Source organism: Gordonia alkaliphila, from assembly GCF_039542465.1.
GTDB lineage: Bacteria > Actinomycetota > Actinomycetes > Mycobacteriales > Mycobacteriaceae > Gordonia > Gordonia alkaliphila.
The window spans coordinates 27,415-47,695 of sequence record NZ_BAABIE010000013.1; the positions used below are offsets into that span (position 1 = coordinate 27,415).

General features: G+C 68.5%; 20 protein-coding genes and 1 tRNA gene. 11 read left to right on the forward strand and 10 right to left on the reverse strand.

Translation table 11 applies throughout. The features are described 5' to 3' along the window. Positions 1–22: 22 nt before the first annotated feature. Positions 23–1,060, forward strand: a complete 1,038-nt coding sequence (locus ABD989_RS13735; RefSeq protein WP_345313911.1) for an SURF1 family cytochrome oxidase biogenesis protein — start codon at positions 23–25, stop codon at positions 1,058–1,060. On the opposite strand, the gene ABD989_RS13740 is transcribed toward ABD989_RS13735, so the two are convergent. After that, positions 1,061–1,729: a hypothetical protein gene (locus tag ABD989_RS13740; RefSeq protein ID WP_345313912.1), complete on the reverse strand. Its 669-nt coding sequence runs from the start codon at positions 1,727–1,729 to the stop codon at positions 1,061–1,063. A gap of 123 nt (positions 1,730–1,852) precedes the next feature. On the opposite strand from ABD989_RS13740, the gene ABD989_RS13745 reads away from it, so the two are divergent. Next, complete coding sequence (locus ABD989_RS13745) at positions 1,853–2,674, forward strand: spermidine synthase (RefSeq protein ID WP_345313913.1); 822 nt, start codon at positions 1,853–1,855, stop codon at positions 2,672–2,674. On the opposite strand, the gene ABD989_RS13750 is transcribed toward ABD989_RS13745, so the two are convergent. From ABD989_RS13750 to ABD989_RS13765, 4 genes are all read right to left on the reverse strand, one after another. After that, positions 2,662–3,525 (reverse strand): esterase/lipase family protein, encoded by an 864-nt coding sequence (locus ABD989_RS13750; protein WP_345313914.1) that lies wholly within the window; start codon positions 3,523–3,525, stop codon positions 2,662–2,664. The two genes, ABD989_RS13745 and ABD989_RS13750, sit on opposite strands and share 13 nt — an antisense overlap. Positions 3,526–3,601: 76 nt before the next feature. After that, positions 3,602–4,036 carry an arsenate-mycothiol transferase ArsC gene (locus ABD989_RS13755; protein ID WP_345313915.1) on the reverse strand — a complete coding sequence of 145 codons (435 nt, stop codon included), beginning with the start codon at positions 4,034–4,036 and terminating at the stop codon, positions 3,602–3,604. Beyond that, positions 4,033–5,130: an ACR3 family arsenite efflux transporter gene (gene arsB, locus ABD989_RS13760; protein ID WP_345313916.1), complete on the reverse strand. Its 1,098-nt coding sequence runs from the start codon at positions 5,128–5,130 to the stop codon at positions 4,033–4,035. The genes ABD989_RS13755 and arsB overlap by 4 nt, the downstream gene beginning before the upstream one ends. Further along, the gene (locus ABD989_RS13765; RefSeq protein ID WP_345313917.1) at positions 5,127–5,576 is read right to left on the reverse strand and encodes an ArsI/CadI family heavy metal resistance metalloenzyme; all 450 of its coding nucleotides are present in this window, start codon (positions 5,574–5,576) and stop codon (positions 5,127–5,129) included. The genes arsB and ABD989_RS13765 overlap by 4 nt, the downstream gene beginning before the upstream one ends. A 96-nt stretch (positions 5,577–5,672) precedes the next feature. Between ABD989_RS13765 and ABD989_RS13770 the strand changes: the two genes are divergently transcribed. After that, positions 5,673–6,026, forward strand: coding sequence for an Rv2640c family ArsR-like transcriptional regulator (locus ABD989_RS13770; protein WP_345313918.1), 354 nt, complete (start codon positions 5,673–5,675; stop codon positions 6,024–6,026). A gap of 51 nt (positions 6,027–6,077) precedes the next feature. Here the strand turns inward: ABD989_RS13770 and ABD989_RS13775 are convergent, their stop codons facing one another. Next, positions 6,078–6,767: a hypothetical protein gene (locus ABD989_RS13775; RefSeq protein ID WP_345313919.1), complete on the reverse strand. Its 690-nt coding sequence runs from the start codon at positions 6,765–6,767 to the stop codon at positions 6,078–6,080. Positions 6,768–6,858: 91 nt separating this feature from the next. Next, positions 6,859–6,930 (reverse strand) — tRNA-Val (locus tag ABD989_RS13780). A 174-nt stretch (positions 6,931–7,104) separates the two neighbouring features. Here ABD989_RS13780 and ABD989_RS13785 point away from each other — a divergent pair. The 3 genes from ABD989_RS13785 (at position 7,105) to ABD989_RS13795 (ending at position 11,572) form a co-directional block, all read left to right on the forward strand. Then, positions 7,105–7,917, forward strand: a complete 813-nt coding sequence (locus ABD989_RS13785; RefSeq protein ID WP_345313920.1) for a maleylpyruvate isomerase family mycothiol-dependent enzyme — start codon at positions 7,105–7,107, stop codon at positions 7,915–7,917. A 117-nt stretch (positions 7,918–8,034) separates the two neighbouring features. Continuing rightward, positions 8,035–8,901, forward strand: a complete 867-nt coding sequence (locus tag ABD989_RS13790) for an SGNH/GDSL hydrolase family protein (RefSeq protein ID WP_345313921.1) — start codon at positions 8,035–8,037, stop codon at positions 8,899–8,901. 229 nt (positions 8,902–9,130) lie between these two features. Next, the gene (locus ABD989_RS13795; RefSeq protein ID WP_345313922.1) at positions 9,131–11,572 is read left to right on the forward strand and encodes an acyltransferase family protein; all 2,442 of its coding nucleotides are present in this window, start codon (positions 9,131–9,133) and stop codon (positions 11,570–11,572) included. Between the two features lie 3 nt (positions 11,573–11,575). Here the strand turns inward: ABD989_RS13795 and ABD989_RS13800 are convergent, their stop codons facing one another. The 3 genes from ABD989_RS13800 to ABD989_RS13810 form a co-directional block, all read right to left on the reverse strand. Beyond that, complete coding sequence (locus tag ABD989_RS13800) at positions 11,576–12,046, reverse strand: peroxiredoxin (protein WP_345313923.1); 471 nt, start codon at positions 12,044–12,046, stop codon at positions 11,576–11,578. Then, a complete protein-coding gene (locus tag ABD989_RS13805; RefSeq protein WP_345313924.1) occupies positions 12,046–12,459 on the reverse strand; it encodes a DUF3052 domain-containing protein in 414 nt (137 codons plus the stop codon). The genes ABD989_RS13800 and ABD989_RS13805 overlap by 1 nt, the downstream gene beginning before the upstream one ends. Positions 12,460–12,615: 156 nt before the next feature. Further along, positions 12,616–13,119 carry a hypothetical protein gene (locus ABD989_RS13810; RefSeq protein WP_345313925.1) on the reverse strand — a complete coding sequence of 168 codons (504 nt, stop codon included), beginning with the start codon at positions 13,117–13,119 and terminating at the stop codon, positions 12,616–12,618. Positions 13,120–13,398: 279 nt separating this feature from the next. Between ABD989_RS13810 and aceE the strand changes: the two genes are divergently transcribed. The 5 genes from aceE to ABD989_RS13835 all read left to right on the forward strand — a co-directional run bounded on the left by aceE (position 13,399) and on the right by ABD989_RS13835 (position 20,270). Continuing rightward, positions 13,399–16,173 carry a pyruvate dehydrogenase (acetyl-transferring), homodimeric type gene (gene aceE, locus ABD989_RS13815; protein WP_345313926.1) on the forward strand — a complete coding sequence of 925 codons (2,775 nt, stop codon included), beginning with the start codon at positions 13,399–13,401 and terminating at the stop codon, positions 16,171–16,173. A gap of 63 nt (positions 16,174–16,236) precedes the next feature. Further along, positions 16,237–17,466, forward strand: coding sequence for a PucR family transcriptional regulator (locus ABD989_RS13820; RefSeq protein WP_345313980.1), 1,230 nt, complete (start codon positions 16,237–16,239; stop codon positions 17,464–17,466). Positions 17,467–17,671: 205 nt separating this feature from the next. Continuing rightward, positions 17,672–18,583 carry an ACP S-malonyltransferase gene (locus tag ABD989_RS13825; RefSeq protein WP_345313927.1) on the forward strand — a complete coding sequence of 304 codons (912 nt, stop codon included), beginning with the start codon at positions 17,672–17,674 and terminating at the stop codon, positions 18,581–18,583. A 113-nt stretch (positions 18,584–18,696) separates the two neighbouring features. After that, positions 18,697–19,002, forward strand: coding sequence for a meromycolate extension acyl carrier protein AcpM (gene acpM, locus ABD989_RS13830; protein ID WP_345313928.1), 306 nt, complete (start codon positions 18,697–18,699; stop codon positions 19,000–19,002). Continuing rightward, positions 19,002–20,270 (forward strand): KasA/KasB family beta-ketoacyl-ACP synthase, encoded by a 1,269-nt coding sequence (locus ABD989_RS13835; protein ID WP_345313929.1) that lies wholly within the window; start codon positions 19,002–19,004, stop codon positions 20,268–20,270. Before acpM ends, ABD989_RS13835 begins: the two co-directional genes overlap by 1 nt. The last annotated feature ends 11 nt before the right edge of the window (positions 20,271–20,281 follow it).

Below are 20,281 nucleotides of genomic sequence, written 5' to 3' on the forward strand. Positions count from 1 at the left end.
CCTGCTCGGTACCCTGGGCACTGTGCAACTGCTGCGAACTTTCCTGCGCCCGGGGTGGATCCTGTCGACCGTCCTGGTCGGCATCTTCGTCGCACTCTGCTTCCTGATCCTGGCGCCGTGGCAGCTCGACAAGAACACCGACACCGAGCGCCGCAACAACCTGATCCGCAGCGCCACCGAGACCGCCGCCGTCCCCCTCGAGGAGCTCGTTCCGGTCGGCGGCACCCTCGACGACGCCGATCAGTGGCGCGAGGTGACCATGACCGGTCACTACCTCACCGATCAGCAGATCGTGATGCGGCTGCGGTCGGTGGCTCAGCGGCCGGCCGCCGAAGTGATGACCCCGTTCCAGATCGCGGGCACCGATCGGGTGGTCCTGGTGGATCGCGGCTGGGTTCGCCCCGAGGTCGACGGCGCGGTGATCCTGCCCGGCGCTCCGCCCGAGCAGGTGACCATTCACGCCCGACTCCACGATTCCGAGGGCACCAGTGTCGGCAAGGAGCCGCGCATGGAGTCGTTGACCCCCGGTGGCACCGGCGACAAGGTCCTCACCGCGTACACCACCGACACGGCCGCCCTCAGCGCCGCGTCGGGGCTCGCGCTCGACCCGTTCTACGTCCAGCTGGTCCCTGATCAGCCCGGCGGTCTCGGTGCGATCGAGTTGCCGCAGCTGGAGTCCGGCCCCTACCTCGGTTACGGCCTGCAGTGGCTGGCGTTCGGCATCATGGCCCCCTTGGGCGTGGCCTACTTCGTCTGGGCCGAGGTCAAGCACCGTCGTGCACTGCGTCGGAACGACGACGGCACGCAGGCCCCCGCCGGCGAGCCGACGGAATCCACGCGTAAGACCGAACGACGCCGCATCCGCGACGAGCTGCGGCAGGCCAGCGGACCGGAGCTCACCTCGGCCGCCGCCCGAGGACCCGACCACGCTGCGACCCCCGCGGCGGACGAGCCCGCTCCGGACGAGGACGTCCGAGTCAGCACTGCGGACGAGGACGTCCGAGTCAAGACTGCGGACGAGGACGTCAAGGCGAAGCTCGCCCGCCGCTACGGTCGCTGATCAGGGCCGACCGAAGAGACCGAAGTCCAGCGAGCCCCAGTCCAGCGAGCCGGAGCTACCGGAGGGGCCGTTGCACCCGGTCACGGTGATGTGGCGCCATCCGCGGTCACCCAGCCATTCGGGCGACCCACTCGGGGTCTGACCGTTGTTTCCGGGCGGACCGAGCACGATCCGGTAGGAGACCTCGTGCGTGCTCGCCCCCGGGTTGGGCAGTGGCGGGGTCCATGTACCGGTCGGCTTCTTGAGGTCCTGGACATAGGTAGCGGTCACCGGAGCCCGGTTGGAGACCATCGTCCGACTCTCGGCGGTATTGGTCCCCGCTCCGCCGTCCGGCCAACTCGGCAGCTCCGCCTTCGAGTGCATACCGCCGGTACGCCAGACCTCGACCGGCACGCCCGCCATCGGCCGCCCGGCTTCGTCGTCGATCCGCCAGTCGATCGTGTAGGTCGTCACGTTGGTCTTGTTCACGATCGAGAACTCCGCCTTGCAGTTCCCGAGGTTCTTGGCCGAATGGGTCACCGCCCCCTCCGGCTGACCCGGTGCCACCGGACCGGGGACGAACGGTTCGGCCTGGGCGGCTCCGACGGGCATCGCCAGGGCGACGGTGAGGGCCATGCCGGCGGCGCCGGCCAACGAGAAGGTCCGCTTCATCACAGAACTCGCTTTCACGGGGTAGTTGTGACACACCCCATATCCACTATTTCGGTTGCACACGCATGCATCGGCCGGACACAGGATCGCGCGGCCCTCCGGAAGGCCGCACGGTCCCGGCCGCGGCTACCATCGTCGACGATGGCCAAAGCACCCAAACCCGAAGCCGGCAGCTTCGACATCTCCACCGGCACCGCCCAGTTGACCCCCGACGGCGTGGGCGGCTGGCTGCTGACCGTCAACGGCGCGCAGAGCAGTCATATCGACCCCTTCGATCCGACCACCCTCGAGTTCGAGTACATGCGCCAGATGGCCGCCGCCATCGCCGACGCGCACCCCGATCCGCAGACGCCGCTGCGGGTACTGCACCTCGGCGCCGCCGCCTGCGCGCTACCCGCCGCCCTGGCGCACCGCTACCCGAAGTCACGGCACGTGGCCGTCGAGATCGACGCCGAACTGGCCCGGTTGGTGCGCGAATGGTTCGATCTTCCGCGCGCGCCGCGCCTGCGGATTCGCGTCGGCGATGCGCGCGAGGTGGTCGAGTCGCTGACCGAGCACACCCGCGACCTCGTGATCCGCGATGCCTTCGCCGAAGCGATCACCCCCGCCCACCTGATGACGGTCGAGTTCACCCGCGCGGTGGCTCGAGTCCTCGCACCCGGCGGGCTGTATCTCGCCAACTGCGGAGATCGCCGGGACCTGCGGTCGGTGCGCCGCGAGATCGCCACCATCGGCGAGGTCTTCGGCAACGTCGAACTGATCTCGGACCCGTCGATGTTCAAGGGGCGGCGCAGCGGCAACATCGTCGTCGTCGCCGGCGACGGCCCGCTCCCGGATTCGGCCGCGCTGGAGCGGATCCTGCGCAGCGACCCGGAGCCGTCCCGCCTGATGACCGGCGCCGCCGTCGGTGATTTCACGCGGGCCGCCGAGGTGTTGCGGGACGCCGAGGTTCAGAGCGGGTAGCCCACCGTGCACCGCACCGGTGCCCGGGTGCCGGCGAGCGTGTTACGCACCTGACCGCCGACCCAGCTGTCGTAGGGCAGTCCGACGTGGCCGACGGTGTCGCGCGGGCAGTGATCCTGCACCACCACGTTGCGCACGTTCGCCGCGGCGGGCAGGAACCCATTGGAGTACGGGGCGGAGACCTCGTCGTGGCGGGTCATGATCATCGTGTACTCGATCGCCGGATGGGTTGGGCCCCAATCGTTCTCACCGGGTGCGCGGGCCGGCAATCGATCGGTGATCGACCCCAGCTTCGAGATGCCCTTGTTCGACGGCCCCAGGCCGATCAGGTGGCGGACCTGCGCGGCACGTCCCGGCAACTGCGTCATCAACTGGGCTACCGCGTTGCCCTGGGAGAAGCCGATCAGGTCCACCTGGCGGGCACCGGTGCGCCGCAGGACGCCGTCGACGAAGGCGCCGACCTGCTTCGCCGACGTCTCCCGCTGAGCCAGGCCGCCGATCTGCGCGCTCCAACTGGTCTGCCCGTAGGTGAGGCTGTAGACGCAGTAGCCGCGGTTGGCGAGGGTCGGCGCCAGGTACTGCCAGGCCGACATCTGGTTCTGCGCCGTGCCGTGCAGCAGCACCACCGGCATCCGGTCGCTGCGGCAGCCGGGCACATTGGACCCCGGCGGCGACAGCTGTGCGGGCTGCAGGTCGCCGGTCACCGAGGCGACACCCGCGTCGGTGACCACCGGATACGGTGGCGCGGCCGAGGCTGCGCCCACCCCGGTCACCACACCGGTCACCGCCATCGCGACCGCACCGGCCCACGTCGTCAGGCGGGTGTTGAACGATCGATCCGAGTGCGCCATGCCCTCTATCATCGCGTGCCCGAACCGACATCGCCGCGAGACCGACGCAGTTGGTGGCCCCAGCACAGCAAGCCCGTCAGCCGCGGCGGTCCTCGTCGGCCCACTCGTCGACGAGGGTCCGCACGCGATCGGCGATATCGTCGCGAACGAGGCGCATCCGCTCGATCCCGTCGATGCCACGCTCGGACGGTTCGTCGGTGTCCCAGTTGACGACGCGGAGGCCGGGTTCCTCGACGACCGCTTCGCGACCCAAGGTGACCACGAGGTCCACACGGCTGAGAAGGTCCGGATCGACCTCCTTCGGGACCTCGGTGGTGATGTCGAGGCCGATCTCGCGCAAGGCTTCGGCCGACAGTGCGTTGACGGTAGCGCCCGGTCGGGTGCCCGCGGAATGGACCTCGATCGCGCCGCCGGCGACCTGGGCCGCAAGGGCAGCCGCCATCTGCGACTTACCGCCGTTCTTGACGCAGACGAACAAGACGCACGGACGGTGCGGAGTCGGCCGGGTCATCGTCGTTCGCCTTCCGCCACGGACGGGTCCGGGGAGTCGGTTTTCGAGAACCGCCCGCGCAGGGCAAGGGACACGTAGACGAGGGCGACGAGGATCGGCACCTCGATGAGCGGGCCCACCACCCCGGCCAGCGCCTGGCCCGAGGCGGCGCCGTAGGTCCCGATGGCCACTGCGATGGCGAGTTCGAAATTGTTGCCGGCGGCGGTGAAGGCGAGGGTGGTGGTCCGCGCGTAGCCGAGTCGCATGGCGACGCCGAGAGCGAATCCACCGCCCCACATGATGGCGAAGTACGCCAGGAGCGGCAGCGCGATGCGGGCGACATCCCACGGCTTGGAGGTGATCTGATCGCCCTGGAGCGCGAAGAGGATCACGATCGTGAACAGCAGTCCGTACAGCGCCCACGGCCCGATCCTCGGCAGGAACGACTGCTCGTACCAATCGCGGCCCTTGGCGCGCTCGCCGAGTCGCCGGGACAGGTACCCGGCGACCAGCGGAATGCCGAGGAAGATCAGCACAGACTTGGCGATCTGCCAGGGCGAAGTGTCGATCGTGGTCTGTTCCAGGCCCAGCCAGCCGGGCAGCACGGACAGGTAGAACCATCCGAGGACCGCGAACATGACCACCTGGAACACCGAGTTGATCGCCACGAGGACGGCGGCGGCTTCTCGGTCGCCGCAGGCGAGGTCGTTCCAGATGATGACCATCGCGATGCAGCGCGCCAGACCCACGATGATCAGGCCGGTGCGATACTCGGGCAGATCGGGCAGCATGAGCCAGGCGAGCGCGAACATCAACGCGGGCCCCAGCACCCAGTTCAGCACGAGCGATCCGATGAGCAGCTTGCGGTCGCCGGTCACTGCCTCGAACCGGTCGTAGCGGACCTTGGCCAGGACCGGGTACATCATGATCAGCAGACCGAGCGCGATCGGCAGCGAGACGCCGTCGACCTGGACCGATTCGATGGCGGTGTCCAGTCCGGGGACCACCCGGCCCAACACCAGACCCAGCACCATCGCCGCCCCGATCCACAGCGGCAGGAAGCGGTCGAGCGTGGAGAGCCGACGGACCACGTCCTGGTCGGCGGGTGCGGTCACTGGGGCGCGCAGCACGACGTGCCGGAGCCCGCCTCGCCGACGCTGGTCAGGTCGAGGAGCGCGGGGGCCTCGCCGAAGCTCTCCGCGTCGGCGAGCACGGTGTAGACCTCCCAGCGTTCACCATCGGGAGCGCCCACCCAGACCTTGTCCTGGGTCGCGAAGCAGCAGGTCGTGTTGATCTGCTCCTCGGTGAACAGGCCCTCACCGCTTAGTCGGGCGATCTCACCGTGGACCACCTCGCTCGATTCGACCTCGACGCCGAGGTGGTTGATGCTGCCACCCTGCCCGGGGTTCTCCAGCAGCACGAGTTTCAACGCGGGGTCGGCGATCGCGAAGTTCGCGTAGCCGGGTTTGACCTTCGCCGGAGGCGTGCCGAAGAGCTTGGTGTAGAACTCGATCGCCGCCGGCAGGTCGTCGACGTTGAGGGCGAGCTGGACGCGAGACATGGGGAACCTCCAACCAATTGATGAGTGACGAGGCGTACGTGGTCAGTAGTACTCCACGACTTCGATATATGTCAAAGTAATCGGTAGGATGCAACCATGCCCAAGCCGCTTCCCGTCGTCGACATCAGCGCGCCCATCTGTTGCGCCCCATTGGCATCCGGGCCGATGGATCCCGATGACGCGGTGGAACTCGCGTTACGCCTGAAGGCCCTCGCCGACCCGGTGCGACTCCAGTTGATGGCCTTGCTGATGGGGGTCGACGACGGCGAGATGGCGGCCACCGACCTGGCGCGCGCGGTCGGCGTTTCCGGCGGGACGGCCTCGCATCACCTCGGCCAACTGCGCGCCGCGGGCTTGGTCGCCTCCACCCGGCGCGGCGTGAACGTCCTCTATCGCGCCGAACCGTCGAACCTGGAAGCTCTTCGCCGAGTCCTCGCGACCTGCTGCTGACGACCGATGCGACGACGCCGAGAGTGCGGCGCCCACTCGGGCTGCGTCGATTCAGGCCCGCGCCGTGCTCGATGCCGGCAGGCGCTCGAGTTCGACGGCGTACTCGGGCTCGGCCAGGCGGGTCTGGATCTCGGTGGCCAACACCGTCAGCCGCAGGTTGGCCTCGTCCACCACGCGCTGCAGGTCCCGATGGGAATCGAGCGTGTGCGCCGCCTCCGCCTCCAGCGAGGCATCCCGAATCACGTCGAGCGACAACGCGATGTCGGCGATGTGCAGCAGGACGGTCTCGTTGGCCCCGCTCGACACCAGGAAGCCCGACCACCGTCCCAGCAGGTCGGCCAGGCGGGACCGTTCGGCCAACAGCACCTGGCGCAGGTCCTCCAGCCCGGCCACGTAGGCGTCGTGATCGTCGTCGAACTCCGGCAACCGCAGAGTCCGCGGCACGATCAGCCCCCGAGAGAGTTCGCTGTGCCGGTCGTCGGCGAGGGCGTGCAGGAATTCCGTGAACGCCAACCGGTTGACCGGCGCCCAGCGCCGAGCGGTGGATCGTGCCAGCACCTTGTCGAGCACGAGGACCGTGAGCAAGAAGGTCACGAAACCGGCGGCGAGCCCCGAGAGGATCACCACTTCCTGCCAGATCGCCGAGGTCACGTCGAACCAGATGATGACGAAGACGACGAGGCCGATCAGAAGGCCGATGACGACGTTGATCAGTCGACTCCACACGCGCTGCCTGGACAACCCGCTACTCCCTTGACTCACCCATGCTCCCCGCACGGTGATGACACCATAGCGCGAGCGTCGAGCGCAGCGTTTTTCCCTGGTCAGACTGTGCGCGCAGTAGGGATCGAACCTACGACCGCTGGTGTGTAAAACCAGTGCTCTACCGCTGAGCTATACGCGCGTGCCGTCGTGGTGCACACCACTGACTGTGGTGAAGATACCGCCCGCCACGACCCGCACCCAAACCGGCACCTCCGCGGTGCCGCGGCGCCGTCGGGCGCGCCGCGCGAGAATCCCTCCGTTCGGCCTCCCCGAGAGTTAGCGTTGAGTCCCGAGTTTCTTCAGGAGGCCCCCGATGGTCACTTTCGTTCCCCGCGAACCCGTCGTCCACGCCCTGCGCGACGAGTGGGCCACCCTGGACGCCCTGGTCTCCGGATTCGACGACGACGAGTGGGCGGCGCCGTCGGTCCTGCCCGGCTGGTCGGTGGCCGACATCATCGCCCACATCACCGGCACCGAATGGTCGCTCACCGGCCGCGAGATGGCCGCCACCCGCGACGTGGCCGCTCTCCCCCACGTGCACAATCCGATCGGCGAGCTCAACGAACGCTGGCTCGACTACTACCGCGAGCGCACGCGCGACGATCTGATGGCCGATTTCCGCGACGTGACCGCGCAGCGGCTCACCGCACTCGACGGCATGACCGAACAGCAGTGGGACGCCGCGGGCTTCACCCCCGCCGGCACGGACTCCTACGGTCGATTCATGCGGATCCGGGTCTTCGACTGCTGGGTGCACGAGGTCGACATCCGCGACTCCCTCGGCCTCGGCGCCCCCGACGACCCGCTGCCGGCGACGTGCACGCGCAAGGAGATGGTCGCCTCGCTGCCGTTCATCATCGGCAAGAAGGCCAAGGTTCCGGCCGGGTCCGCGGTGACCGTCGACTTCACCGGCATCGCGCCGCGCGCCGTGCACATCGCGGTGGAGGATCGGGCGGCCGTGGTCCCCGAGCTCGACGGCCCGGCGGACGTGACCTTGCGCGTGGACCTGGCCGACTACGCCCGCCTCATCGGCGGTCGCACCACCGCCGATGAGGCCACCGTGCAGATCGAGGGTGACACGGCACTGGGCGAGCGGATCGTCGCCAGTCTCCACTACATGATCTGACCGGGGCAGCGCCCGGCAGGAGAAGACCGGGCGGCAACCCGCTGCCGGTTTCGTGATCGATCCGGTACCCGCTCCCGGTTGCCAGGCGTGTTACCAGTGGGGTGCAATAGCACCATTGTGACTATTGATCTGAAACGACGGCTCGCCCGCCGTGCTGCCCTCGCCGTGGCCGGCACCGCCGTCGCCGCCACCGCGCTGACCTGTGCCCCCGCCCCGGCCCAGGCCGACCCGATGACCGAGCTGATGGGTGTCGCCGGCCAGATCCTGCAGGAGCTGCCGGGCACGTCAAATCTGTCGACCGACCTGCCGTCGCTGTTCACCCTGCTGCTCCCCGACGCCGCCCCGCAGCTCCCGCCGAGCGGCGACCGTCGCACCTCCTGCCGCCAGGTGATCCACATCGGCGACTCCACGTCCGTCGGCATCGACGACCCCGCGAAGTTCCCCGACGCCGCCGACCGCCTCAGCGCCCAGTACGAGCGCGTCGGCGCCGCGCGCACCGTCCTGAACGCCTCCGGCGGGCGCTCCATCGTCGAACGCGTCAATGGTGAGCCCAACGCCCTCGACGCCGTCACCACCGAGCGCACCCGCAACCCGCAGGGCTGCTGGGTGATCGCCATGGGCGTGAACGACGCCGCGAACGTGGGGGTCGGCAGCACGGTCTCCGCCGACGAGCGGATCGACGCGATCATGGCGGCGGTCGACGGCCGGCCGGTCCTCTGGCCCACCGTCGCCACCCGCAACCCGTCGGTGCGCGGCTACGACGCGGCGAACATGGACCGCTTCAACGCCGCGTTGGCCCGCGCCGCGACCCGCCATCGAAACCTCCGCGTCTACGACTTCGCCGCCGAAGCGCAACCGAGCTGGTTCACCGACGACGGCATCCACTTCAACCAGTCCGGGACCACGCAACGGAACCGACTGTTCGCGACGGCGCTCGCCACCGCGTTCCCCGCCGGCGGCGCGCCGCGCGGCGTCGCCCGCTGAGGGAGAACCGACCGGGACAAGACCGACGGGGGCAAGACCGAACTGGGACAAAGCGGTTCGCGATGTGAGCACATTCACTGTCGACACGCCGAACAATCGCGGCGATTAGTCCGATTCGGGGACAAGCGGTGCGCGGTCGCCGCGATATCGTGATGCGTTGCGGCATGAGTCTTCGCCCGTGAATCGTTTCGTCGAGGGGCCGCAGATACCTGTCGGCAACCATCGAGGAATGCGCGCTCTCCCCATGCCCCGCCCCACCCACAACACTGCGTCATACCTGCCGGCCCTCGACGGCCTCCGCGCACTCGCGGTGGTCTTCGTGGTGCTCTATCACCTCGACGTTCCGGGGTTCGGTGGCGGACTGCTCGGGGTCGGCATGTTCTTCACCCTCTCGGGCTTCCTGATCACCTCGCTGTTGATCTCCAGCCAGGAGAAGACCGGCGGGCTGGGGCTGCGCACGTTCTGGATCCGGCGGTTCCGCCGCCTGGTCCCGGCCGTGGTCCTGGTTCTCGCCGCAACGCTGGTCACCGCCGCCGTCATGGTGCCCGACCAGCTCACCGGATACCTCTGGGAGTCCTTGGCGGCACTGTTCTACGTGAACAACTGGTACACGATCGCCTCCAGCACCTCGTACTTCGACCGTTTCGGCGGCCCCAGCCCGCTCAGCCACCTGTGGTCGCTGTCGATCGAGGAACAGTTCTACGTGGTGTGGCCGCTGGTGCTGGCGCTGCTGTACTTGGTCGTCAAACGACGCATCGGCATCACACTGGTGACCGTCGGCCTGGCATTGGGTTCGTTCTATCTGCTCTACGACCTGGCCTCCCCCGTCCTGGACAACACCCGCGCCTACGAGGGCACCGACACCCGTGCCGGCGGCCTGCTCCTCGGTGCCGCGATGGCCTTCTGGTGGCCGGCCCGCAAGCACCGCATCACCCACGCCCAACGCTGCTGGCTCGACGTCGCGGCGCTGGCCGGTCTCGCCGCGGTGATCTACCTCGTGGTCTTCACCAACGACAACTCGATGAGCCTCTACTCCTGGGGGCTGCTGGTGCTGACGCTGGCGACGATGGCCGTCCTCGCCGCCGCCGTGGCCCCGCAGACGCTGGTGGCCACCCTCCTCGCGCTCCCACCGCTGCGGTGGATCGGCGAGCGTTCCTACGGCCTGTACCTGTGGCACATGCCGGTGGTCGCGTTCGTCCCGCTCGCCGTCCGCACCGATGCGCCGTGGTTCAGCGCCCTGCTCGTCATCGGCATCACCGTGGTGCTGGCGACCCTGTCGTGGCGCTACGTCGAGGATCCGATCCGGCGCTACGGCTTCGTCGGCGCGCTCACCGGCAAGCACCACGACCCCGACGCCCCCGCGACGCCGCCGGCCGCCGATCCCGCTCCCCGCGCGATCGTCGACGAGGCGCCCGACCCCGACCTCGACCTCGATCAGGCCGCGGCGCGACCGGAACCGACGGCTCGCGCCATCGTCGAGGAACCGGTCGACCTCAGCGCGATCCTCGGCGGACCGTCCGCGGTCGCGGACGACGACGCCGCCGCCGAGAACCCCGCCTCCGAGGTCACCGACGACGAACGCGCCGTCCCCGAACCCTCGCTCGCGATGGTCGTAATGGACCACACCGACGACGCGGCCGGTACCCCCGCGGCGCTGCTCGACGCGGCCGAGGCGCCGGAGGACTGCGCGGACGAGGCTGATGACGACACCAACGAAGGCCCCGCCGACGAAGCACCCGCCGAGGAACCCACCGCCGAGGAACCCCTCGTCGTCGTGATCGCCGATCCGCACCAGCGCACCCGCACGCGTCGCGGCGCCTGGCGGTCGGTGGGTGCGGTGACCGGCATCCTCTCGCTCGCCGCCGTGCTGATGATCGGAGCCAACCTGCTGAACCCGGACATGGCGGTGGTGCGCGCCTTCTCGTCGTCGGCGATCGACACCGACCTGGCGGACGACGAGGGGAAGCCGACCACCGAGCCGGTCGGCCCGACCCTGCCCGCGGACCTCCGCCGCACCAGCTGCACCGAGGTGATCCACGTCGGCGATTCGACGTCCATCGGTATGGAGGACGTCGGCCTGCAGCCGGATCCCACGAAACGGCTTGCGGCACAGTACAAGCGGGTCGGCGCGAAGGAGTACCACTCGGACGTCGCGGGCGGACGAGCGAGCATCGAGCGCCTCAACGGCGAGCCCAACGCCCTCGAAGCCATCCAGACCGACCTCCAGCGCGGCTGGAAGGGCTGCTGGGTGATGGCCAAGGGCATCAACGACACCGCGAACGTGGAGGTCGGCGGCCCCGGACCGCTCGACATGCGCATCGATCTCCTGATGGAGCCCCTGAAGGGTCAGCCGGTGCTGTGGCCGACCATCTCCACCAACCACCTCAACGAGAACCCGGCCTACAACAACCGGGCCATGGCGCGGTTCAACAAGGCGCTGATCCGCGCGTGCAAGCGCTACCCCAACCTGCGGGTCTACGACCTGGCCGGGGAAGTGCACGACAGCTGGTTCGAGGACGGCGTGCACTTCACGCCGGAGGGCAACGCCGCGCGCGCCACCATGCTCGCGACCGCGCTGGCCACCGTGTACCCGGCGAACGACCTCGCCCCCTCCGGGTGCCTGCTGCGCTCGGTCGACGCCGTGCAGCCGCCGGCCGACCAGCAGAAGTAGTCGCTACTGCTCGAGGACGGCCAGGGCCGCGGCCCAAGTCTCCTCGGTGCGCGCTTCCCCGGGGCCGATCATCGCCGAGAAGACGACGGTGCCGTCGACGTCCACCACGAACGTCCCCCGGTTGGGGATGCCGCGCGTGTCGTCGAAGACACCGTACTCGGCGGCGACGGCGCCGTGCGGCCAGAAGTCGGCCAGGATCGGGAACAGGAAGCCCTGCGCCGACGACCACACCTTGTGGGTGGGCGGCGGGCCCACCGAGAGGCCGACGACACTCAGTCCGCGCTCCTCGAACTCCGGCAGGTGATCGCGAAGGTAACCGAGTTCGCCTTCGCAGGTCCCGGTGAACGCGAGCGGGAAGAAGACCAGGAGCACCGGGCCCTTCGCGCGCAGCGCGGCCAGGCCCACTTCCTGATTGTTCTGGTCCCGGAGCAGAAAGTCGGGCGCGACGGCGCCGACCGGAATCGGGACGGCCATCAGCGCTTGCCGCGCGGACGCGATTCCAACCGGGAGCCCGACCACTCACCCAGGTTGATCACCTTGGTCTGGCTGAGGCCTGCGGTCGGCGCCGCCTCGGCGATCTCGGTCGGGTCGACATAGCCGTCCTGGCCGGTCTTGGGCGAGACCACCCAGATGAAGCCGCCTTCGGCCAGCGGCCCGATCGCATCGACCAGTGCGTCGACGAGATCGCCGTCACCGTCGCGCCACCAGAGCAGGACCGCGTCCATCACGTCGACCGCGTCGTCGTCGAGCATCTCGTCGTCGATCAGATCCTCGATCGCGATCCGCAGATCGTCGTCGGTGTCCTCATCCCAGCCGAGCTCTTGAATCACCATTCCCTTGACGAATCCGAGCTTGCTGGCGTTGCCGCCCTCTGTGGTGGCTACCACCGGTTGTGACCTCCTCTTTCCAGTTCGACGGGCTCGTCGCGACGAGCACCCCCCGAAATCGTTGTTCGACTATCGAAGCTAAGCGTAGAGGGTCGATCGGCGCGACGAACAGGCCTTACCCGCAATCGGTCACTTCACCGACCTGCGGACGACGATTCAGTTGACGCCGGTGGGCAGGAATTCACCGCACGCATCGATGAGTTCGGTGCGCCGCGCGCCCCAATCGTCCATCGCTTTGTTCAGCGCCAGCTTGTGCCTTTGCCCGATCTGCTCGGACAGTTGCTCGGTCGCGGTCAGGAAATCGTGCGCCCTGGCGGCGAGGTCGTCCGGCACGTCCGGGGTCAACGCCTGGCGGATCAGATCGGCGCCGGTGTCGAGCGTGTCGCGGGCGTATCGGTCCTCGGTGTCGATCCGCCGGTAGTCGTGCGTCTGGTTCAACCGGGCGACGAAAGCGTTGTAGTCGCGCACCATCACCGCCGCCGAGGTGATCGACTGCCGGCACACGCCGACGGCCGCATCGATCTCCGTGCGCGATTCGGTGGTCACCGTCGTGACGCTCACCGACGGACCGTCCGGCGCGGCCCGCTCACCGCCGCAGGCGGCCACCGCTGTCACGGCCAGCAACGCCAGCAGCGCCCCGCCGAGCATCCGAGCACGCACGTGCCCACTCCTCCCCAAGCCGCGACCCCCGTCGCACATACCGCACGACGACGGCTTGCTCCCCGCCGAACGCTACTCCGGACCACCGGGACTGTCCGGACATCCGCGCATGAGTGACTGGACACATCCGCTGCCGTCGCCTGTGACATGGTGCACGATGGAGAGTGCGGCGTGCTTCACGAACGGGTACGCCGCGCCGGCCGCACCACCCCTTCGCGGCCGCACCACCACCGGCCTCGCCGACCCCCGCGAGGCCGCGCGATGAGAGACAGGTGACACGTGACTGATCAGGCCGACGTCAACGCAGGGCCTCCGACGAGTTCCAATCGAGTTCAGGTGATTCGCGACGGAGTCGCGTCCTATCTGGCCGATTCCGACCCGGGCGAGACCGACGAGTGGCTGGAGTCGTTCGACGCCATGCTCGACGCGGCCGGCCCTGAGCGAGCACGCTACCTGATGCTGCGCATGCTCGAGCGCGCCGATGACAAGCGCGTGCAGTTGCCGTCGCTCACCTCCACCGACTACGTCAACACCATCCCCACCGATCTGGAGCCGCAATTCCCCGGCGACGAGGACATGGAACGCCGCTTCCGCTCGTACATCCGGTGGAACGCCGCGATCATGGTGCACCGCGCCCAGCGACCCGGCATCGGCGTCGGCGGCCACATCTCCACCTACGCGTCCTCGGCCTCGCTGTACGAGGTCGGCTTCAACCACTTCTTCCGCGGCCTCGACCATCCCGGCGGCGGCGACCAGATCTTCATTCAGGGTCACGCCTCCCCCGGCATCTACGCCCGCGCCTTCCTCGAGGGCCGGATCGACGAGAACCGCATGGACGGCTTCCGCCAGGAGCACAGCCACGCCGGTCTCGGCGGCGGCCTGCCGTCGTATCCGCATCCGCGCCTGATGCCGGAGTTCTGGCAGTTCCCCACCGTCTCCATGGGCCTGGGCCCGATGAACGCGATCTATCAGGCACGGTTCAACAAGTACCTGCACGACAACGGCGTCAAGGACACCTCGCAGCAGCACGTGTGGGCGTTCCTGGGCGACGGCGAGATGGACGAGCCCGAATCGCGGGGCCTCGCGCAGATCGCCACCATCAACCATCTGGACAATCTGACGTTCGTGGTGAACTGCAACCTGCAGCGACTGGACGGGCCGGTGCGCGGCAACGGCAAGATCATTCAGGAGCTGGAGTCGTTCTTCCGCGGCGCCGGCTGGAACGTCATCAAGGTGGTGTGGGGCCGCGAGTGGGATGAGCTGCTGCACGCCGACCAGGACGGCGCCCTGGTGAACCTGATGAACAAGACGCCCGACGGCGACTACCAGACCTACCGCGCCAACGACGGCGGCTTCATCCGCGAACACTTCTTCGGCCGCGACCCGCGCACCAAGGAACTGGTCGCCGACATGACCGACCAGGACATCTGGAACCTCAAGCGCGGCGGCCACGACTACCGCAAGATCTACGCGGCCTATCAGGCGGCGCTCGCGCACAAAGGCCAGCCGACGGTCATCCTCGCCCACACCATCAAGGGCTACACGCTCGGTGAGCACTTCGAGGGCCGCAACGCGACCCACCAGATGAAGAAGATGACGCTCGACGACCTCAAGGCCTTCCGCGACACCACGCACGTGCCGATCACCGACGCACAGCTGGAGGCGGATCCGGCGATGCCGCCGTACTACCACCCCGGCATGGCCTCCCCGGAGGTCGAATACATGCTGAGCCGACGCAACGACCTCGGCGGTTTCCTGCCACGACGGCACTTCACGCCCAAGCCGCTGGCGCCGGACACCTCCGCCGCGATCAAGGCGGTCTCGGCGGGATCCGGCAAGCAACAGATCGCGACCACGATGGCGCTGGTGCGCGTGTTCCGTGAATTGTTGCGCGACAAGGAGATCGGCAAGCGCATCGTGCCGATCATCCCCGACGAGGCCCGCACCTTCGGCATGGACTCGTGGTTCCCGACGCTGAAGATCTACAACCCGTCCGGGCAGATGTACACCTCGGTCGACGCCGAACTCATGCTGGCCTACAAGGAGGACAGCTCGGGACGGATCCTGCACGAGGGCATCAGCGAGGCCGGTTCGGCGGCCAGCTTCACCGCGGTCGGGACGTCGTACGCCACGCACGGCGAGCCGATGATCCCGCTGTACATCTTCTATTCGATGTTCGGCTTCCAGCGCACCGGCGACAGCTTCTGGGCGGCCGCCGACCAGATGACGCACGGTTTCGTCATCGGCGCCACCGCGGGCCGCACCACCCTCACCGGTGAGGGACTGCAGCACGCCGACGGGCATTCGCACCTGCTGGCCGCCACCAACCCCGGCGTCGTGTCCTACGACCCGGCGTTCGCCTACGAGTTGGCGCACATCGTCGACTCCGGGCTCCGGCGGATGTACGGCCCGGATCCGGAGAACGTGTTCTTCTACGTCACCGTGTACAACGAACCGATTCATCAGCCCGCTCAGCCCGCGCACGTGGAGGTGGCCTCGCTGATCAAGGGCGGCTACCTCTACCGCCCGGCCCCGGAACCCAAGCAGCATCGGGCGGCCATCCTGGTCTCCGGCGTCACGATGGGCGACGGGCTGGCCGCGCAGGACCTGCTGGCCGCCGACTGGAACGTGGCCGCCGACGTCTACTCGGTGACCTCGTGGACCGAGCTGGCCCGCGACGGCATCGAGTGCGACCGGGAAGAGCTGCGCGAGAGCACCATCCGCCAGCCCTTCGTCACCGGCCTGCTCGCGCAGAGCTCGGGACCGTTCGTCGCGGCCTCGGACTACATGCGCGGCGTCCCCGAGCAGATTCGCGCCTACGTCCCCGGCACCTACCTGACGCTGGGCACCGACGGCTTCGGCTTCTCCGACACCCGCTCGGCGGCCCGGCGCGTGTTCAACGTCGATGCCGCCTCGATCGCGGTGGCGGTGCTCGTCGGTTTGGCGCGGGACGGCAAGATCGACCGGTCCGTCGCCGCCGCTGCCGCCGCCAAGTATCAGATCACCGAGGTCAGTGCCGCGCCGAAGAGCACGGCCGACCCCGGCCTGGCATAGATTGGAGGGGTGCCTGACGTCGCCGAACCGGAACGCCCCGGAAGTCCGGAGCACCCGGAGAACATCGTGAGCGTGTTTCAGACGCACGTGCCGACTCGACCGTCGGTCCACGACGCGCTCCCCGACACGCTGCTGCGACGAGTGAAGCAGTACAGCGGCCGCCTCTCCAACGAGGCGGTCGCCTCGATGTCCGATCAACTCCCCTATTTCGGTGATCTCGACGCATCCCAGCGCGCCAGTGTCCAGCTGGTGGTCCAGACGGCGGTGGTGAACTTCGTCGACTGGATCCAGGATCCCGAAGGCAACATCAAGTTCACCGTGCAGGCCTTCCAGGTGGTCCCGCAGGACCTGGCGCGTCGCATCACACTGTTGCAGACGGTGGAGATGGTGCGCGTCGCGATGGAGTTCTTCGAGAAGTGGCTCCCGCTGCTGGCCCGCGACGACGCGCAGCTGCGCGCACTGACCGAGGCGGTGCTGCGATACGGCCGCGAGATCGGCTTCGCCGCGGCCGCCATCTACGCCACCGCCGCCGAGTCCCGGGGCGCCTGGGATTCGCGATTGGAGGCGCTCGTGGTCGACGGCGTGGTCCGCGGCGACACCGGGCCACAGTTGATGTCGCGCGCCGCCGCGCTCAACTGGGATTCGGCGGCGCCGGCGACGGTGATCGTCGGCTCGCCGCCCCCGGAACAGAACGTCTCGGTACCGCTGGCGATCCACAACACCGCCAAGCAGTACGACCGCGCGGCGCTGTCGGTGGTGCAGGGCCGACGACTGGTCACCATCGTCAGCGGCACCATCAACCCCACCGAGCGCTTCCTCAGCGACCTGCTGGAGCACTTCGCCGACGCCCCGGTGGTGATCGGCCCGACGATGCCCAACCTCGCGACGTCACCGGCCAGCGCCACCGAGGCGATCGCCGGAATCGAGGCCATCGTCGGCTGGCCGAGTGCGCCGCGTCCCACCTACAGCTCCGATCTGCTTCCCGAACGCGCCCTCAACGGCGACCGCAGCGCCGTGCGGACGATGACCGACACCCTGGTGCTGCCCCTCGCCGATCCGGCGGGGACCTTGGCGACCACTCTCGCGGCCTTTCTGGACGCCGGCGGCTCCATCGAATCGGCGGCCCGCACGTTGTACGTTCATCCAAATACCGTTCGGTACCGTCTGAAAAAGATCGCCGACGCCACCGGTCGTGACCCAAGTCACCCGCGCGATGCCTACGTCCTGCGTGTCGCGGCCACCGTCGGTCGATTGACACGATTCGGCGACGAATCGGAACCTCAGGCCACTTGAGTAACACCGGCCCCGAGTGACGGCCCCATACGTGCAGGCAGAAGCAATCTTGCAACTTTTGTGTAACGGATCTCGACACGACAACGATGGCGCCAAGGCCCGGGGGTCGCTCGTCACCCCTTTGTAGGAAACCTACAAAAACACGCCCAAAGGTTGGGACCGCTCAACCCCACGGAGAGGCACCCAAAAGGTGTTCTCTGGTCACGTGCTCTCGTTGCTTGCGCCCGGACAGGGTTCTCAGACTCCCGGCATGTTCACCGAATGGTTGAGCGTGCCCGGAACCACCGACCGCGTCACCGCGTGGTCCGACGCCATCGGCCTGGACCTGGTCCGCCTCGGCACCTCGGCCACCGCCGAGGAGATCACCGACACCGCGATCACGCAGCCACTCGTCGTGGCCTCCGCACTGCTGTCCTACGGACTGCTCCGCGAGAAGTACGGCGACCTGCCCGCCGACACCGTCGTGGCCGGCCATTCGGTCGGCGAGCTCGCCGCGGCCGCCATCGCCGGGGTCATCACCGACGACGAAGCGGTCCGCCTCGCCGCGATCCGCGGCGCCGAGATGGCCAAGGCCTGCGCGCTGGTGCCCACCACCATGGCCGCGGTGCTCGGCGGCGATGAAGCCCAGGTGCTCGCCAAGCTCGAGCAGTACGAGCTGATCCCCGCCAATCGCAACGCCACCGGCCAGATCGTGGCCGCCGGCGCCGTGGAGAACATCGACAAACTGATCGAGGACGCCCCGGAGAAGGCCCGCATCCGCAAGCTCGCGGTCGCCGGCGCCTTCCACACCGCGTTCATGGCCCCCGCGCAGGAGGCCGTGGCCGCCGCCGCGGCGACCATCACCCCGCGCGACCCGTCGCTGACCCTGCTGTCCAACGCCGACGGCGCGCCGGTCGCCTCCGGCGCCGACGCGCTGAGCAAGCTCGTCACCCAGGTCACCAGTCCGGTGCGGTGGGACTTGTGCACGGCCGCCATGCGCGAGGCCGGCACCGACGCCATCGTCGAGCTGCTCCCGGGCGGCACGCTGGTCGGAATCGCCAAGCGCGAACTCAAGGGCGTGCCCTCGCGCGCCGTCAAGGTCCCCGCAGATCTGGAGGACCTCCCAGGACTTGGATAGCGGTCGGCAACCCCGACCCACCCCGGAGAGTCGCACTCGCGGCTCGTCCAATGCGGCGTCTCGTCGCACTCCGGATTACGAATAACGACGCAACCCACACGAAGGAGAGCCCCATGGCTGCAACTCAGGAACAACTCATCTCCGGCATCGCCGAGATCATCGAAGAGGTCACCGGCATCGAGCCGTCGGAAGTGACCATGGAGAAGTCCTTCGTCGACGACCTGGACATCGACTCGCTGTCGATGGTGGAGATCGCCGTGCAGACCGAGGACAAGTACGGCGTGAAGATCCCCGATGAGGATCTGGCCAACCTGCGCACCGTCGGCGACGCGGTCGGTTACATCCAGAAGCTCGAGGCCGAGAACCCCGAGGCCGCTGCCGCGATCGCCGCCCAGATCGAGGCCGACAAGGACAACTGATGACCGAACTGCGTGACTTTTCCACCCGAGGTGGAGAGTTCCCCAGTGTGGTCGTGACCTCGATGGTCGCCACCACCTCCCTGGGTGTCGACCTCGACTCCACTTGGCAAGGGCTCTTGGCCGGCCAGTCCGGTATCCGGGAGCTGACCGACGACTTCGTCACCAAGTACGGTGAGCTGCCCTGCCGCATCGGCGGACGCCTCCTCGAGGATCCGGCGAACGAAGTAACCCGCGTCGAGGCGCGCCGGATGGCGTACGTCGAGCGCATCTCGCACGTGATGAGCAAGCGCCTCTGGGCGCAGGCCGGCACCCCCGAGGTCGATCCCGAGCGGCTCGCCGTCGTGATCGGCACCGGCCAGGGTGGCGGCGACGCCATGATCGACGCGGTCAAGGCAATCGAGTCGTCGGGCAACTACCGCAAGGTCTCGCCGCTGGCGGTGTCGATGGCCATGCCGAACGGCCCCGCGGCCGTGGCGGGCCTCAACATCGGCGCCCGCGCCGGTGTGATCACCCCCGTGTCGGCCTGTTCTTCCGGTGCCGAAGCCATCGCGCATGCGTGGCGGCACATCGTCATGGGCGACGCCGACATGGTGTTGACCGGCGGCGTGGAAGGACACATCGACGCGGTGCCGATCGCAGCGTTCTCGATGATGCGTGCGATGAGTACCCGCAACGACGATCCGGCGGCCGCCTCGCGTCCGTTCGACTCCTCGCGCGACGGCTTCGTCTTCGGTGAAGCCGCCGCCATGCTCATCATCGAGCGTGAGGATCATGCCCGGGCTCGCGGTGCGCACATCCACGCTCGCGTCATGGGCGCAGGCATCACGTCCGACGGATTCCACTTGGTCGCCCCCGACCCCAGCGGACAGGGCAACACGCGGGCCATGGCTCGCGCGATGCAGACCGCCGGACTGTCCAAGTCGGACATCACCCACGTGAACGCGCATGCGACGTCGACTCCGATCGGCGACACTGCGGAAGCGCTGGGTATTCAGGCGGCCGTGGGCAACCACGCCGCCATCTATGCGCCGAAGTCGGCGCTGGGCCACTCGATCGGCGCCGTCGGCGCCCTGGAAGCGGTCCTGACCATCAAGTCGGTGGAAGAGGGAATCATCCCGCCGACACTGAATCTGGAGACCCTGGATCCCGAGTGCGGCGACATCGACGTCGTGCACGGCGAACCGCGCAAGGGGCAGATCGATTACGCCCTGAGCAACTCCTTCGGATTCGGCGGTCACAACGTAGCGCTCGCGTTCGGACGCTACTGACCTTCCAGCCC

Bases quoted from the DNA above. Each gene is read 5' to 3' on its own strand.
- ABD989_RS13745 (WP_345313913.1), top strand. From the start codon at position 1,853: ATGGCCAAAGCACCCAAACCCGAAGCCGGCAGCTTCGACATCTCCACC.
- ABD989_RS13750 (WP_345313914.1), bottom strand. From the start codon at position 3,525: ATGGCGCACTCGGATCGATCGTTCAACACCCGCCTGACGACGTGGGCC.
- ABD989_RS13755 (WP_345313915.1), bottom strand. From the start codon at position 4,036: ATGACCCGGCCGACTCCGCACCGTCCGTGCGTCTTGTTCGTCTGCGTC.
- ABD989_RS13765 (WP_345313917.1), bottom strand. From the start codon at position 5,576: ATGTCTCGCGTCCAGCTCGCCCTCAACGTCGACGACCTGCCGGCGGCG.
- ABD989_RS13770 (WP_345313918.1), top strand. From the start codon at position 5,673: ATGCCCAAGCCGCTTCCCGTCGTCGACATCAGCGCGCCCATCTGTTGC.
- ABD989_RS13785 (WP_345313920.1), top strand. From the start codon at position 7,105: ATGGTCACTTTCGTTCCCCGCGAACCCGTCGTCCACGCCCTGCGCGAC.
- ABD989_RS13795 (WP_345313922.1), top strand. From the start codon at position 9,131: ATGCGCGCTCTCCCCATGCCCCGCCCCACCCACAACACTGCGTCATAC.
- ABD989_RS13800 (WP_345313923.1), bottom strand. From the start codon at position 12,046: ATGGCCGTCCCGATTCCGGTCGGCGCCGTCGCGCCCGACTTTCTGCTC.
- acpM (WP_345313928.1), top strand. From the start codon at position 18,697: ATGGCTGCAACTCAGGAACAACTCATCTCCGGCATCGCCGAGATCATC.
- ABD989_RS13835 (WP_345313929.1), top strand. From the start codon at position 19,002: ATGACCGAACTGCGTGACTTTTCCACCCGAGGTGGAGAGTTCCCCAGT.